This is a genomic window from Streptomyces sp. NPDC026377 (assembly GCF_055567715.1).
Genome location: NZ_JBVHPV010000012.1, coordinates 88,191 through 102,717, shown reverse-complemented (window position 1 = coordinate 102,717; position 14,527 = coordinate 88,191). Strand labels below are relative to the sequence as shown.

Below are 14,527 nucleotides of genomic sequence, written 5' to 3'. Positions count from 1 at the left end.
ATGGCCATGCCGCTTCGCCAGTCCATCAGGGTCGGGACCTATCTTTTTGAACAGAAGCTCCGCAAGCGCGAGAAGTTCCCGCTGATCGTCGAGCTGGAACCGCTCTTCGCGTGCAATCTGAAGTGCGAGGGCTGCGGGAAGATCCAGCACCCGGCCGGGGTCCTGAAGCAGCGCATGCCGGTGGCCCAGGCCGTGGGCGCCGTCCTGGAGTCGGGTGCCCCCATGGTCTCCATCGCGGGCGGCGAGCCCCTGATGCACCCTCAGATCGATGAGATCGTGCGGCAGTTGGTGGCGAAGAGGAAATACGTCTTCCTCTGCACCAACGCCCTGCTGCTGCGCAAGAAGCTGGAGAAGTTCACCCCGTCGCCGTACTTCGCGTTCGCCGTGCACATCGACGGGCTGCGCGAGCGGCACGACGAGTCGGTGGCGAAGGAGGGCGTCTTCGACGAGGCGGTGGCGGCGATCAAGGAGGCCAAGCGGCGCGGCTTCCGGGTCACCACCAACTCCACCTTCTTCAACACCGACACCCCGCAGACGATCATCGAGGTGCTCAACTTCCTCAATGACGACCTCCAGGTCGACGAGATGATGATCTCGCCCGCGTACGCCTACGAGAAGGCGCCCGACCAGGAGCACTTCCTGGGCGTCGAGCAGACCCGCGAGCTCTTCAAGAAGGCGTTCTCCGGCGGCAACCGCCGCCGCTGGCGGCTCAACCACTCGCCGCTCTTCCTGGACTTCCTGGAGGGCAAGGCGGACTTCCCGTGCACGGCCTGGGCGATCCCCAACTACTCGCTCTTCGGCTGGCAGCGGCCCTGCTACCTGATGAGCGACGGGTACGTACCGACCTACCGGGAGCTCGTGGAGGAGACCGACTGGGACAAGTACGGCCGGGGCAAGGACGACCGGTGCGCCAACTGCATGGCGCACTGCGGCTACGAGCCCACCGCCGTCCTCGCGACCATGGGCTCGCTCAAGGAGTCGCTGCGCGCGGTCCGCGAGACCGTGCAGGGGAACCGCGGGTGACGTGATGAGGGCCCCGGAGCCCGTCGCACCGGGCCTCCCCGCCCCGCCGGCCCGGCCCTGGCCGAGCGCCGCCCCTCGGCGGCGCATCCAGGCCGGGTCGGACGGGCCTGGTGAGGCGCGTGAGGCGGATCCGGGGGTGGCCTCCGGCCGGGGCAAGGGGCGGATCTCGGTGAAGGGGGAGGTCATCAAGACGTTCCCGGAGTCGGAGATCGTGGAGACGCCGACCGAGGAGGCGATGAAGGCCGCGGAGCGGAGGGAAGGAGCGGGCGTCGCCGCCGGCGTCCCGGGCGTCACCGCACGGGTCTGACCGCAACCACCGAGAGCTGAACGGGATCCGAAGGGGGCTCCAGCGTGACGATCTTGGAGAATGTTCGGGGGCCGCACGACCTGAAGGCGCTGGACGGCGCCGAACTCGCCGCGCTGGCGCAGGAGATCAGGGAGTTCCTGATCCAGGCGGTGGCGCGCACCGGAGGCCATCTCGGGCCCAACCTGGGGGTGGTGGAGCTCTCCATCGCCCTCCACCGCGTCTTCGACTCACCCGTCGACCGCGTCCTGTGGGACACCGGGCACCAGAGCTACGTACACAAGCTGCTCACCGGGCGGCAGGACTTCTCGAAGCTGCGCTCCAAGGGCGGCCTCTCGGGTTACCCCTCGCGCGCCGAGTCCGAGCACGACGTCATCGAGAACAGCCACGCCTCCACCGTGCTGGGCTGGGCCGACGGCCTGGCGAAGGCCAACGAGGTCCTCGGGAGGGACGACCACGTCGTCGCGGTCATCGGCGACGGCGCCCTGACCGGCGGCATGGCCTGGGAGGCGCTGAACAACATCGCCGCCGCCCGCGACCGGCCGCTGATCATCGTCGTCAACGACAACGAGCGCTCCTACGCGCCGACCATCGGCGGCCTCGCCACCCACCTGGCCACCTTGCGCACCACCGACGGCTACGAGCGCTTCCTGGCCTGGGGCAAACAGGTGCTCCAGCAGACGCCGGTGGTCGGACGGCCGCTGTACGAGTCGCTGCACGGCGCCAAGAAGGGGTTCAAGGACGCGTTCGCGCCGCAGGGGATGTTCGAGGACCTGGGGCTGAAGTACGTGGGACCCATCGACGGGCACGACATCGAGGCCGTCGAGTCGGCGCTGCGGCGCGCCGGGCGCTTCCACGGACCCGTCCTGGTGCACTGCCTCACCGAGAAGGGCCGCGGCTACCAGCCCGCCCTCGACGACGAGGCCGACCGCTTCCACGCCGTCGGCGCCATGGACCCGCTGACCTGCGTCCCGCTCACCCCCGCCGGCGGCCCCTCCTGGACCTCGGTGTTCGGCACGGAGCTGGCCGCGCTCGGGGAGGAGCGCGAGGACATTGTGGCGATCACCGCCGCGATGCTCCACCCCACCGGGCTCACCGAGTTCGCCGCGCGCTTCCCCGACCGGGTCTGGGACGTCGGGATCGCCGAGCAGCACGCCGCCGCCTCCGCCGCCGGGCTCGCCACCGGTGGCCTGCACCCGGTCGTCGCCGTCTACGCCACCTTCCTCAACAGGGCCTTCGACCAAGTCCTGATGGACGTGGCGCTGCACAAGTGCGGCGTGACGTTCGTCCTCGACCGGGCCGGGATCACCGGCGTCGACGGCGCCTCGCACAACGGCATGTGGGACCTCTCCGTCCTCCAGGTGGTGCCCGGGCTGCGCATCGCCGCCCCGCGCGACGCGGCCCAGCTGCGGGCCCAGCTGCGCGAGGCGGTCGATGTGGACGACGCCCCGACCGTGCTGCGCTTCCCCAAGGAGTCGGTCGGCCCGGACATCGCGGCCCTCGAGCGGATCGGCTCGATGGACGTGCTGCGCCGGGACGAGGACGCCGACGTGCTGCTGGTGGCGGTCGGGGTGCTCGCGCCCGTCTGCCTCCAGGCCGCCGATCTGCTCGCCGGGCGCGGCATCCGGTGCACGGTGGTGGACCCCCGCTGGGTCAAGCCCGTCGACGAGCACCTGGCGCCGCTGGCCGAGCGGCACGCGCTGGTCGCGGTCGTGGAGGACAACTGCCGTACCGGGGGCGTCGGCTGGGCCGTCGCGCAGGCGCTGCGGGACGCCGGGGTGGACACTCCGCTGCGCGCCTTCGGCATCCCCGACCAGTTCCTCGCGCACGCCAAGCGCGCCGAGGTCCTCGCCGACATCGGGCTCACCCCGGTGGAGATCGCGGGACGCATCAGCGCCGCCCTCGCGGCGCGCCAGGACGCCGCCGCTGCGGCCGAGAAGGGACACGACGGATGACCGACGGCGAACCCAAGGGCTTCGACCTGGCCCGGCTCCTCGCCGAACGCGGCGGCGAGCGCTACGAGCTGCACGCCAGGTACCTCAACCACCAGCTGCCGCGCATGCTGCACACCATCGGCTTCGACAAGGTCTACGAGCGGGCCGAGGGCGCGTACTTCTGGGACGCGGAAGGCCGGGACTACCTGGACATGCTCGCCGGGTTCGGGGTGATGGGCCTGGGCCGCCACCACCCCGTGGTGCGCAAGGCGCTCCATGACGTCCTCGACGCCTCGCTCGCCGACCTCACCCGCTTCGACTGCCAGCCGCTGCCCGGCCTGCTCGCCGAGAGGCTGCTCACCCACAGCCCGCACCTGGACCGGGTCTTCTTCGGCAACAGCGGTACGGAGGCGGTGGAGACCGCCCTGAAGTTCGCCCGGTACGCCACCGGCAGGCCCAGGGTCCTGTACTGCTCCCACGCCTTCCACGGGCTGACCACCGGCTCCCTCTCGGTCAACGGCGAGTCCGGCTTCCGCGACGGCTTCGCCCCGCTGCTGCCCGACACGGCCGTCCCCCTCGGTGATCTCGCCGCTCTGGAGAGGGAGCTGAAGCGCGGGGACGTGGCCGCGCTGATCGTCGAGCCCATCCAGGGCAAGGGCGTCCACGAGGCGCCCCCCGGCTATCTGCTCGCCGCCCAGGAGCTGCTGCACCGGCACAAGGCGCTGCTGATCGCGGACGAGGTGCAGACCGGTCTCGGCAGGACCGGCGACTTCTACGCGTACCAGCACGAGCAGGGCGTCGAGCCGGACCTGGTCTGTGTCGCCAAGGCGCTCTCCGGCGGATATGTGCCCGTCGGGGCGACGCTCGGCAAGGACTGGATCTTCAAGAAGGTCTACTCGTCGATGGACCGGGTCCTGGTCCACTCCGCGAGCTTCGGCTCCAACGCCCAGGCGATGGCGGCGGGCCTCGCGGTGCTCGCGGTGATGGAGGACGAGGAGGTCGTCGCCAACGCGCGCGCCACCGGCGAACTCCTGAAGTCCAGACTGGCCGCGCTGGTCGGCCGCTACGAGCTGCTGCACGACGTGCGCGGGCGCGGGCTGATGGTCGGCATCGAGTTCGGCAAGCCCTCCTCGATCCGGCTGCGCGGGCGCTGGACCATGCTCCAGGCCGCCCGCAAGGGCCTGTTCGCCCAGATGGTCGTGGTGCCGCTGCTTCAGAAGCACCGCATCCTCACCCAGGTCTCCGGGGACCACCTGGAGGTGATCAAGCTGATCCCGCCGCTGACCATCGGCGAGCGCGAGGTGGACCGCTTCGTGGAGGCGTTCACGGCCGTGATGGACGACGCGCACGGCGGAGGCGGCCTGATGTGGGACTTCGGGCGCACCCTCGTCAAGCAGGCGGTCGCCAACCGATAAGGGTTTTTGCCTCTGGGGCAAAAAAGTTGCCCCAGAGGCAAGCCGCTGACTGAATGGGGTGCATGAGCACTCCCTCCGCGGGCGCCGGGGAGCCGTCGGACCCCGCGCTCCCCGGTGTCGCCCCGCGCCTGCGCGACCTGCGCCGGCGCCGGGGTCTCACCCTGGAGGCCGCCGCCCCGCGGGCCGGTCTCTCACCGGCGCACCTCTCCCGTCTGGAGACGGGCGCCCGCCAGCCCTCGCTGCCGATGCTGCTCGCGCTCGCCCGCACCTACGGTACGACGGTCTCGGAGCTGCTGGGCGAGATGCCGCCCGAGCGCGAGCCCGTCATCCGGGGTGGCCGGGCCGGGCCCGCCGAGGCCGACGGCTGGACCTACCACCGGGCCGGGCACCCCGGCCGCGCCATGCAGGCCCTGCGCGTCGAGGTCCCGTACGGCACCCAGCGCGAGCTGGTCCGCGTCCACCCGGGCGAGGAGTGGCTGCACGTCCTGTCCGGGCGGCTGCGGCTCACCCTGGGCGACGCCACGCACGAGCTGGACCCGGGCGACAGCGCGCACTTCGACTCGCTCACCCCGCACCGGATCTCCGCCGTCTCACGTGGCGGGGCCGCGTTCCTGTTCGTCCACACCCTGCTCCAGAGCCCCGACCCGCATCCGCACCATCCGCACGGCTGAGAGGTACGACATGTCGCAGAACCAGGGACGGTCCGGCGTCGACACCCGGGAGACGAAGTTCCCCCGGGGTCTCGTGGTCCGGCTGTTCGCCTACTTGGTCGCGGGCCACATCTTCGCGGCCTTCCTCTACCTGCTGTTCACGGTCGGCAAATGAGCCGGCGCGTTCACCGCGCGGCGTCCTCGACCAGCCGCTCGCGCAGCCGCTCACGGGTCTCGGGGGAGAGCCCGAGGCCGTCGGAGAGGTAGCGCTCGGTGGTGCCCCAGGTCTCCTCGATCGTGTCGAAGGCGGCGTGGAGATAGTCGGCGCGGGCGTCGAAGAGCGGGTTGAGCAGCTCCACGACCTCGGTGCTCAGCCCGGCGGGGGAGCTGTCGCTGCGGTGCATCCTGTAACGGCGGTGCGGGTCGTTGGACTTGAGGTAGTCGGCCTCGATGGCGTCGCGCTCGACCCCGACCGCGAGCAGCGCCACCGCGATGGACAGACCCGCGCGGTCCTTGCCCGCCGCACAGTGCATCAGGGCCGGGACGCTGTCCTCGGCGAGCGCGTGCAGCACCCGGCTGTGCTCGGCCGTGCGCTGCCGGATGATCGTGCGGTACGAGTGCGCCATCCGGTCGGCGCCCCGCCCGTCGGAGAGCACCGACCGCAGCTGGGTGAGGTCGCCGTCGCGGACCATCTTCCAGAACTCCGCCCCGTCCGCCGGGTCCGTCAGCGGTATGTTCACGTTGCGCACCCCGGGCAGCTCCACGTCCGGGCCCTCCAGCTTCTGGTCCGCCGCGTTGCGGAAGTCGAAGATGGTGTGCAGGCCGAGCGTGGCGAGGAAGGCCGCGTCCTGCGCGGTCGCGTGGGCGAGGTGGCCGCTGCGGAAGAGCCGTCCGTACCGCAGCCGCCGGCCGTCCACGGTCGGCAGTCCCCCCACGTCACGGAAGTTGCGGACGCCGGACAGCTCGGGCTCGGTCGAAGGGATCTGCGGAGTCTGCTGGGTCACGTTGGCTCCTGATGGGGGTCGAAAGAAAGATCACGCCGCCTCGGTCCCGACGATACGACATGGGTTCCCGGGGCAATCATCTCGACCGCTTGACCGGAATGCGACCCCTTCGCATCCATTGCCCTGCGCGATGTCCCGCCCCGCTGCCGGTGCCACTGCTCGCGCCGGTGCGTATATGCCTATGGATGCGAGTAAACCGGGCAGATCGGGGCGATGGCGAGGGAGAGGGGCGAACGGGGTGAAGGCGGAGGAAGGGATGCGGAACTTTCGTCCTTATTGGGCGATTTGGTGGCTCCTGTCCATCTCCCGCTCGGGAAGGGCGGGTTACCCGTGAGCAGCGTCATATCCGTGACGTTCCGTGGTGGCGGTGCCGGAGGAATTACCCCGTCCGGCCAAGCCTGTTGGGAATGACGGTCCACGCAGGGTGACCGCAATTCCCGCGTGCATTCCCGGCCGGGAATGCCGAAAGGGAATCGGCACTTGTCGTGGCCCGCACGGCTCGCTTACGGTCACCGCAATCCGAGTGGACCGCCGAATCCTGCCACCGCTCGGAATCCGCACCCATCCACGTGTGGCAGGAGCGGGGGACCCAGGTAAGCGCCGTCCGGAATTCCGGCACGGCTCGGGGTGAAGCCGGAGCACCGTGACGCGGTGCCCGGCCGGGCAGCTCCAGCCCGAACCCGACAGCTCACCTCGCAGGCGCCGGAGAGGAATCCGCCATGCCCGCGAAGGGTAAGCACCGCCGTCCCAAGTCCAGCCCGATATCCCGGGGCATGGTCGCCGCCGGTACGGGTGGCGCCGCACTCGCCATCCCCCTGCTCGGCGCCACCGGCGCGCACGCCGCGGTGCAGACCGCCGCCCCCGCCACCGCGCCCCAGCAGGCCGCCCGCACCACCGCGACCGCCGCAGCCGCCGCGCCCCAGGCCGCCCCCACCACGTACAAGGTCAAGAGCGGCGACTGCCTCTCGCGGATCGCCGAGGAGCACCGGCTCGGCAGCTGGCAGCGGCTCTACCGGGACAACCGCGAGGTCGTCGGCTCCGACCCGTCGCTGATCCGCCCGGGCATGAAGCTGGTTCTGGGCGCCAAGGCCAAGACCGGCGCGCCGCACGGCTCCGGCACGGCGAGCACGCACGCGTCCGGCGAGAAGACGTCTTCCCCCGCGCCCCGCACCCCCGCGCCGCGCACCCAGGCGCCGTCCTCGCCCGCCCCCGCCACGAACACCTCCACCAGCGCGGACCAGGGCTCCTCCACCGGCTTCCGCGCGCCGCTCGACAGCGTGAGCATCGGCACCCCGTACCGCATGGCCGGGTCCATGTGGTCCAGCGGCTACCACACGGGCGTCGACTTCGCGGCCGAGACCGGCACCACGGTCAGGGCCGTCGGCGCGGGCACGGTCGTCTCGGCCGGCTGGGGCGGCGCCTACGGCAACCAGGTCGTGATCCGGCACGCCGACGGCATGTACTCCCAGTACGCCCACCTCTCGCAGCTCTCCGTCTCGGCCGGGCAGAGCGTGACCGCGGGCCGGCAGCTCGGACTCTCCGGCGCCACCGGCAACGTCACCGGCCCGCATCTGCACTTCGAGATCCGCACCACGCCCGACTACGGCTCGGACGTCGACCCGATCGCCTACCTCAGGCAGCGGGGCGCGAGCCTCTGACGGCCCGACCGGGGCCCGGGCCGGGCCCGGTCGGACCGGATTCTGTCCGGCGGGCCGGAGGTATTCGGCGTATTCCCGCTGAGGGAAACTGACCGGGTGGTCTATATCACCTACCGTCAACCCCCCCTTACGGTCGCGTAGGTCACACCGGTAAGGGAAAGATATGGTCCCGTGGCAGACGATTCGAGATCATTCAACAGCGGTACGTTCGGGTCGTACACGGCGATCGGCGACAGCTTCACGGAAGGCGTCGGCGACCCCGGCCCGGACGGGGCGTTCGTCGGCTGGGCGGACAGGTTCGCCGTGCTACTGGCAGACCAGCGACCGGAGGGGGCCTTTCGCTACGCCAATCTCGCGGTCCGCGGCAGGCTCCTCGACCAGATCGTCGAGGAGCAGGTGCCGCGGGCCAAGGAGCTCGCGCCCGACCTCGTGACCTTCTGCGCGGGGGGCAACGACATCATCCGGCCGGGCAGCGACCCGGACGACGTGGCCGAGCGCTTCGAGCGCGCCGTCGCGGACCTGAAGAGCACGATCCCGACGGTGATGGTGACCACCGGGTTCGACACGCGCGGGGTGCCGGTCTTCAAGCATCTGCGCGGCAAGGTGGCGACCTACACCGCGCATGTGCGCTCCATCGCGGACCGCTACGGGTGCCCGGTGCTCGACCTGTGGTCGCTGAGGTCCGTGCAGGACAGGCGGGCGTGGGACGGCGACCGGCTGCACCTGTCGCCCGAGGGTCACACCCGGGTCGCGCTGCGAGCCGCCCAGGTGCTCGGGCTCGCGGTGCCGGCCGACCCGGACCAGCCGTGGCCCCCGCAGCCGCCGCGCGGCACCCTGGAGGTGCGGCGCGACGACATCCAGTGGGCGCGCGAGCACCTGGCGCCGTGGATCGGACGACGGCTGCGGGGCGAGAGCTCGGGCGACCATGTGGAGCCCAAGCGTCCCGACCTGCTGCCTCTCTGACGGGTCATCAGCCCCGCTGCCCCTCCGGGGGCCGGGGGCGTCACTGGCGGAACGCCCCGAGTGCGGCGCCCACGGCTCAGCCGTGCAGCAGCTTCCGCTCCGTCTCCGGGTCCAGTCCGACCCGGGGGCGGTCCGGCCGCTGCGGCGCCTCGCCGCCGAGCGACCCGAGCCACGCCCAGGTGTCGGCGACCGTCTCCTCGACGGGGCGGCAGCTCAGCCCCGCGAGCACGGCCTTCCACACGTTCGAGCCGTGCATCGTGTCGTGCAGCTCACCCGGCGGAATCCACACCGGCAGATGGTTCCACGGCTCCACCCCGGCGGCCAGGATCGGCTCCGGGTCCGTCCAGCGCAGCTCCGCACCGCCGCCGGTGACCCGCGCACACGCGTCGAGCAGCGCGCCCATGGTGGTGTGGTCCGGCGGGCAGGCCAAGTTGTAGGGCCCGCAGAGCCCGAAGTCGGCGGCGCTGACGATCCACTCCGCCAGGTCCCGGACGTCGATGAATCGCACCGGAAGATCGCGCGGCCCCGGCGCGAGCACCTCACCGCCGCGCGCCATGCGCCCCAGCCACCAGGGCAGCCGGCCGATGTTCTCGTACGGGCCGAGGATCAGCCCGGCGCGCACCAGGAGCGAGCGGTCGGGCCCGAACTCCCGGACGGCGGCCAGCTCGCCGCCGCGCTTGGCCTGCGCGTAGGCCACCTCGCCCTCGGCGTCCGGCGAGCCGTCGACCAGCGGCGCGCTCTCGTCCGCCCCGGCCGGGACCGGGTGCTCGTAGACGGAACGGCTCGACACGTACACGTACCGGGCGACGCGTCCTCGCGCGAGCAGCCGCGCGGCGTCACGCACCGCGCAGGGCGCCCCGGACCAGGTGTCCACCACCACGTCCCAGCGCCCGCCGGCGAGCGCCGCCAGACCGTCCTCGGCCGTCCGGTCGCCGAGCAGCGCCCGCACGCCCGCCGACGGCTCATGGCGGCCCCGGTGGAAGACCGTCACCTCGTGCCCGCGCGCCACGGCGGCCTCGGCCACCGCGCGTCCCACGAACTCCGTACCACCCAGTATCAACAGCTTCATGGCCGCAACTCTGCCCGCCGGGAGGGCCCTTGAGAACAGGTCCATGCCCAGGGCGGAATCGCGGCCCCCGTCCCGGCGCCCGTGCGGGCGGCGGCAGAGCGGGGGCCCGGCGGGTCAGGGGCGGTAGAGCCGGCCCGGCTCGGGGGCGGCGGGGGCGAGGAGCTGGGGCACGGTCACGAAGGTGAACCCGCGCGCCTTCAGCGCGTCGATGATCCCGGGCACGGCGGGCACGGTCCCGTCGTAGATGTCGTGCAGCAGGATGATGCCGTCGCGGTCGGCCTGGTCGAGGATCCGCTCGGTGATCAGGGCCGAGTCGTTGGTGGAGTAGTCCTTCGCGGTCGCGCTCCACAGGATCTGCGAGAGCCCGAGCTCCTTGCTGACCTTGGTGACCTCCTTGTTGGTGCGGCCCTGGGGCGGTCGCATCAGGACGGGCTTGCGGCCGGTCAGCGCGGCCACCGCCTCCTGGGTGCGGTTGAGCTCGGCGCGTATCGCGGCGGGCTTGAGCTTGTCCAGGCGCTCGTGCGACCAGGTGTGGTTGGCGACCTCGTGCCCCTCGGCGGCGATGCGGCGCACGGTGTCGGGGTACTTCTCGACGTGGTTGGCGCCGAGCAGGAAGAAGGTGGCGGGCACCTTCTTCTCCTTGAGCGTGTCGAGCAGTCGGGGCGTCTTCGCGCCCGGCCCGGCGTCGAAGGTCAGGGCTATGCACTTGGCCTTGCGGCAGTCGACCCCGGCGGCGGTCCCCGCGTCGGCGCCGGCCGCCGCCTTGCTGTCGAACGCCTTGTCGCGGGCCGAGCGCGGCGAGACGGCGCCGTCGGAGCAGCCGGTCAGCGTCAGCCCGAGCGCGGCCACCGTCACCAGTGCGGCCGCGGCCCGCCCCCGGGCACGGCGGACTCCGGAATTGCTGCTGCGCATGAGGCGACTCCCCTTCGGCCTGGACCAGAACATGAAGAGGACTATAAGCGAGGTGTATACACGTAATGCATAGTGGGGTGGGGTGTGGGGCGAAAGCGTGTGGCGGGGGTGGCCGGGGCCGGGCCGACTACCTGCGGCGCGACCCGGCGGGGCCGGGGCCCCCGCGACGGGCGCCGCCGGGCTTTCGGGACGGGCCGCCCCGGCGGGCAGAGGTGGCCGGGGCCGTCTCGCCGCTGGACCGCGCCGCCGGACCCGTCGTCCCCGCGCGCCAGTGCGAGGGGCGGTCGAGCCCGCTCGGCAGGACGGTGGCGTCGTCGCCCCGCGCCGCGTTGACCTGCGTCTGGGTGAGGAAGAGGCAGTCCGTCAGGTCCGCCCCGGAGAGGTCGGTGTCCCGGAAGTCCGCGCCGATCACATCGGCGAGCCGCAGATCGGCCCCGCTGAGATCGGCCGCGATGAGGTACGCCCCGCGCAGGTCCGCGCCGCGCAGATCGGCGCCCCGCAGCCTGGCCCCGAACAGATCGGCGCCCCTGCGGTCCTTCTTCCTGCCCCCGACCTCGGCGCGCACGAGTTCGCTGGTGCGCAGCAGCAGGGTGTTCACCTCGCCACGGAGGGCCGCGACGTCCAGCTCCAGGAGCGTGTCCACATCACTGAGGGTCAGTCGCTCGATCCGCTCGCGCTCCGCCGCCACCCGCCGGTGGACCGGACGCGCGGCCGGGCGGCTCCCCGCCTCGGCGAGGTACCAGAGCAGCTCGTGCAGCTGGCGCATCACCGGGAGGGCCGCGAACATCTGCCGCGATCCGTCCGGCGAATCGCGCCAGTTCCGGCCGGCCAACGTGATCTGGGAGATCTTCTGGCCCGCGCCGAAACAGTCGTACACCGTGCACCCCTGGAAGCCCTGGGGGCGCAGCTTGTCGTGGATGCCGCAGCGGAAGTCCTGCTGGAGGTTGGCGCAGGGATCCCCGGCGGCCTTGTCGACGGCGAAGTCCGTGGAACGCGAGAACGCCAGTGCCACACAGCACAGGCCGAAGCAGTTCGCGCAGTCGGCCCGCAGCCCGGAGCGGTCGTCCGCCGGCCCGGGCGTCACGGCTGCCCGCTCCCGTACGCGGTTCTCGGATGTCTCGGACACGGCGGACGCTCTCCTGCGGTGTGCTGGCGGCCGCCGGGGGCACCGGGCGGCGGGCGGGACGCGGGCCCGGGGCGGGCGCGAAGGGAGGCCGAGCTTACCGCCGCAAGGTCATGCGGACCGAAACGCCGCAAGGTCCGCGGACGAAACGACGCAAGGTCGCGCGGACCGAAACGGAACACCAAGCACCGCGACGTCACCGGACGGGCGGGGACGGCGGCCAAGACCGCCGGGCCGCGGCCGGGGGCCGCCCCGGCCAGTCGGCAGGACCGGCGCTACGCGGCCTCGTCGAGATCGGCCGTCGTGGCCTGCGCCCACACCGTAAGCAGCCGTTCGTACTCCTCCGATGGCCAGCCGCCCTCGGGGTCCGCGCTCTCGACGAGGTCGCGGATCGCCGCGTTGGCGGCTTCCGCGTCGGGAAGTACGGAACCAGGCCGGTCGGAGGAAGTGGACATGTGTCCAGACTAGGGCCCCGGTCCGCCCATCCGCTCCGCACAGTCATGCCAGGTCCATCACACAGTCATCGGCCGCTCCCCACACGACCTTCACCACGCGGGCGCGCGGCCGGGAATCCGGAGCCGCCCGCGCGCTGTTTCCCTGGCCATGACGGCATTCGACGCACACGAGGAAGCCCTGCTCAGGCTGGTCGCGCAGGAGAAGGGCGGCGTTCTCGCCACCCTCAAGCGCGACGGCCGGCCCCAGATGTCCAACGTGAACCACGCGTACTACCCGGACGAGGGCGTGATCAAGGTCTCCCTCACCGACGACCGCGCCAAGACCCGGAACCTGCGCCGCGACCCGCGCGCCGGTTACCACGTCACCAGCGCCGACCGCTGGGCCTGGACCGTGGCCGAGGCGCTGGCGGACCTCTCCCCGGTGGCCGCCGATCCCTACGACGCGACCGTCGAGGAACTGGTCCGGCTCTACCGGGACGTCCAGGGCGAGCACCCGGACTGGGAGGAGTACCGGCGGGCCATGGTCCGCGACCGGCGTGTCGTGCTCCGGCTGCGGGTCGAGCGCGTCTACGGACAGCCGCGCGCCTGAGCCGTCCCCCACGGGCCACCGCCGCGTCACGGCGCGGCTCCCGCGTTGTCGTACCCGCCGCACATAATGGAATGACCCCGAGCCCCAGGAGGTGCCGTGACCGGCGCTGGTTCTCTGCTCCCACTCCGCTCCCGGCTGCGCGAGCTGCGCACCGCCGCGTTCGGGGCCGACCCGGCGGGGGACCGCCTGGAGCGGATCCGCCGCTCGCCGAACTTCGCGGACGGGGTCTTCCAGAACCCCGAGGGCGCGCGCACCCGCCCCTCGGGCTCGATGGTGGAGTTCGCCAAGATCTACTTCCAGAAGGAGCAGCGGGCCCTGCGCGCCCCGACGGGCAACGTCCCGGTGCACGCGACGACGCTCGCCGACCTCGCCAAGCCGCCCGTCACGGGCCTGCGGCTCACCTGGATGGGGCACTCCAGCGTCCTCGCCGAGATCGACGGCCGCCGGGTGCTCTTCGACCCGGTGTGGGGCGAGCGCTGCTCCCCCTTCTCCTTCGCCGGACCCAAGCGGCTGCACCCGGTGCCCGTCCCGCTGGCCTCGCTCGGCCCGGTCGACGTGGTGGTCATCTCGCACGACCACTACGACCACCTGGACCTGCCGACCATCCGCGCCCTGGCGGGTACGGGGACGGTCTTCGCGGTCCCGCTCGGGGTCGGCGCCCACCTGGAGCACTGGGGGGTCCCCGCCGACCGCCTCCACGAGCTCGACTGGAACGAGTCGACGAAGGTCAACGGCCTCACCCTCACCGCCACCCCCGCGCGCCACTTCTGCGGCCGCGGCCTGCGCAACCCGCAGCACACGCTCTGGGCGTCCTGGGCCGTCGCGGGCCCCGAGCACCGGATCTACCACAGCGGTGACACCGGGTACTTCGACGGTTTCCGCGACATCGGCGCCGAGCACGGCCCGTTCGACGCCACGATGATCCAGATCGGCGCCTACAGCGAGTTCTGGCCGGACATCCACATGACACCGGCCGAAGGCATGCGCGCCCACCTCGACCTCCAGGGGGGCCGCCCGCACGGCGTGATGCTCCCCATCCACTGGGGCACCTTCAACCTCGCCCCGCACCCGTGGTCCGAGCCGGGCGAGGGCACGATGGCCGCCGCCGCGGCGGCGGACGCCACGATCGCGCTGCCGATCCCGGGCGAGCCCTTCGAGCCCGCCTCGCGGACCGTGCCGTCCGCCCCCTGGTGGCGCCCGGTCGCACCGCCCCCGGCGGACGGCTGGCCCACCCACACCCGCAGGCCCGCCAAGGCGGGGGAGCAGGAGGCGGCGCCCGTCGTCTCCTAGGGCGGATCCCTTCGGATCGCGCCCGGTCCGCAGGACACGCCACGGGCCCGTGCCCCCGGTCTTCGCCGGGCGCGGGCCCGGTATTTCGTGCTGCCGTACGAGGCGTCATACCAGAGCGGGACACGTAAGGGGGGACTT

At 72.3% G+C, this 14,527-nt stretch carries 14 protein-coding genes, 1 pseudogene and 1 riboswitch; of the genes and pseudogenes, 10 read left to right on the top strand and 5 right to left on the bottom strand.

From position 1 onward, the window contains the following. The 6 genes and pseudogenes from hpnH to ACZ4MU_RS24015 all read left to right on the top strand — a co-directional run bounded on the left by hpnH (position 1) and on the right by ACZ4MU_RS24015 (position 5,501). The gene (gene hpnH / locus ACZ4MU_RS24040; protein ID WP_406551138.1) at positions 1-1,023 is read left to right on the top strand and encodes an adenosyl-hopene transferase HpnH; all 1,023 of its coding nucleotides are present in this window, start codon (positions 1-3) and stop codon (positions 1,021-1,023) included. A 100-nt stretch (positions 1,024-1,123) separates the two neighbouring features. Beyond that, positions 1,124-1,330 (top strand): annotated as a pseudogene (locus ACZ4MU_RS24035) (flavodoxin-dependent (E)-4-hydroxy-3-methylbut-2-enyl-diphosphate synthase); the annotation flags it as partial. Between the two features lie 44 nt (positions 1,331-1,374). Beyond that, on the top strand, positions 1,375-3,282 hold the full coding sequence (gene dxs, locus ACZ4MU_RS24030) for a 1-deoxy-D-xylulose-5-phosphate synthase (protein WP_467880075.1): 1,908 nt from the start codon (positions 1,375-1,377) through the stop codon (positions 3,280-3,282). Continuing rightward, positions 3,279-4,676, top strand: a complete 1,398-nt coding sequence (locus ACZ4MU_RS24025; RefSeq protein WP_467880072.1) for an aspartate aminotransferase family protein — start codon at positions 3,279-3,281, stop codon at positions 4,674-4,676. Before dxs ends, ACZ4MU_RS24025 begins: the two co-directional genes overlap by 4 nt. Before the next feature lie 62 nt (positions 4,677-4,738). Continuing rightward, positions 4,739-5,347, top strand: coding sequence for a helix-turn-helix domain-containing protein (locus ACZ4MU_RS24020; protein WP_467880069.1), 609 nt, complete (start codon positions 4,739-4,741; stop codon positions 5,345-5,347). Between the two features lie 10 nt (positions 5,348-5,357). After that, the gene (locus ACZ4MU_RS24015; protein WP_467880066.1) at positions 5,358-5,501 is read left to right on the top strand and encodes a DUF6126 family protein; all 144 of its coding nucleotides are present in this window, start codon (positions 5,358-5,360) and stop codon (positions 5,499-5,501) included. A gap of 10 nt (positions 5,502-5,511) precedes the next feature. On the opposite strand, the gene ACZ4MU_RS24010 is transcribed toward ACZ4MU_RS24015, so the two are convergent. Further along, positions 5,512-6,330 (bottom strand): tyrosine-protein phosphatase, encoded by an 819-nt coding sequence (locus ACZ4MU_RS24010; RefSeq protein ID WP_467880064.1) that lies wholly within the window; start codon positions 6,328-6,330, stop codon positions 5,512-5,514. A 548-nt stretch (positions 6,331-6,878) separates the two neighbouring features. After that, positions 6,879-7,045: riboswitch (cyclic di-AMP (ydaO/yuaA leader) on the top strand. A 4-nt stretch (positions 7,046-7,049) separates the two neighbouring features. On the opposite strand from ACZ4MU_RS24010, the gene ACZ4MU_RS24005 reads away from it, so the two are divergent. Both ACZ4MU_RS24005 and ACZ4MU_RS24000 read left to right on the top strand, forming a co-directional pair. Beyond that, positions 7,050-7,988 carry a LysM peptidoglycan-binding domain-containing M23 family metallopeptidase gene (locus tag ACZ4MU_RS24005; RefSeq protein ID WP_467880061.1) on the top strand — a complete coding sequence of 313 codons (939 nt, stop codon included), beginning with the start codon at positions 7,050-7,052 and terminating at the stop codon, positions 7,986-7,988. A gap of 171 nt (positions 7,989-8,159) precedes the next feature. Next, positions 8,160-8,951, top strand: a complete 792-nt coding sequence (locus ACZ4MU_RS24000; protein WP_467880058.1) for an SGNH/GDSL hydrolase family protein — start codon at positions 8,160-8,162, stop codon at positions 8,949-8,951. A gap of 76 nt (positions 8,952-9,027) precedes the next feature. Here ACZ4MU_RS24000 and ACZ4MU_RS23995 read toward each other — a convergent pair whose 3' ends face one another. The 4 genes from ACZ4MU_RS23995 to ACZ4MU_RS23980 all read right to left on the bottom strand — a co-directional run bounded on the left by ACZ4MU_RS23995 (position 9,028) and on the right by ACZ4MU_RS23980 (position 12,510). Continuing rightward, on the bottom strand, positions 9,028-10,020 hold the full coding sequence (locus ACZ4MU_RS23995; protein WP_467880056.1) for an NAD-dependent epimerase/dehydratase family protein: 993 nt from the start codon (positions 10,018-10,020) through the stop codon (positions 9,028-9,030). 114 nt (positions 10,021-10,134) lie between these two features. Then, positions 10,135-10,932 (bottom strand): polysaccharide deacetylase family protein, encoded by a 798-nt coding sequence (locus ACZ4MU_RS23990; RefSeq protein WP_467880053.1) that lies wholly within the window; start codon positions 10,930-10,932, stop codon positions 10,135-10,137. Between the two features lie 127 nt (positions 10,933-11,059). Beyond that, positions 11,060-12,058 carry a pentapeptide repeat-containing protein gene (locus ACZ4MU_RS23985; RefSeq protein WP_467880050.1) on the bottom strand — a complete coding sequence of 333 codons (999 nt, stop codon included), beginning with the start codon at positions 12,056-12,058 and terminating at the stop codon, positions 11,060-11,062. A 272-nt stretch (positions 12,059-12,330) separates the two neighbouring features. Further along, on the bottom strand, positions 12,331-12,510 hold the full coding sequence (locus ACZ4MU_RS23980; RefSeq protein WP_467880047.1) for a hypothetical protein: 180 nt from the start codon (positions 12,508-12,510) through the stop codon (positions 12,331-12,333). Between the two features lie 148 nt (positions 12,511-12,658). Here ACZ4MU_RS23980 and ACZ4MU_RS23975 point away from each other — a divergent pair, with 148 nt between their 5' ends. Together ACZ4MU_RS23975 and ACZ4MU_RS23970 are read left to right on the top strand one after the other, a co-directional pair. Next, positions 12,659-13,099 carry a TIGR03618 family F420-dependent PPOX class oxidoreductase gene (locus ACZ4MU_RS23975; RefSeq protein WP_467880044.1) on the top strand — a complete coding sequence of 147 codons (441 nt, stop codon included), beginning with the start codon at positions 12,659-12,661 and terminating at the stop codon, positions 13,097-13,099. Between the two features lie 96 nt (positions 13,100-13,195). Then, complete coding sequence (locus ACZ4MU_RS23970) at positions 13,196-14,389, top strand: MBL fold metallo-hydrolase (protein ID WP_467880041.1); 1,194 nt, start codon at positions 13,196-13,198, stop codon at positions 14,387-14,389. Positions 14,390-14,527: the final 138 nt, after the last annotated feature.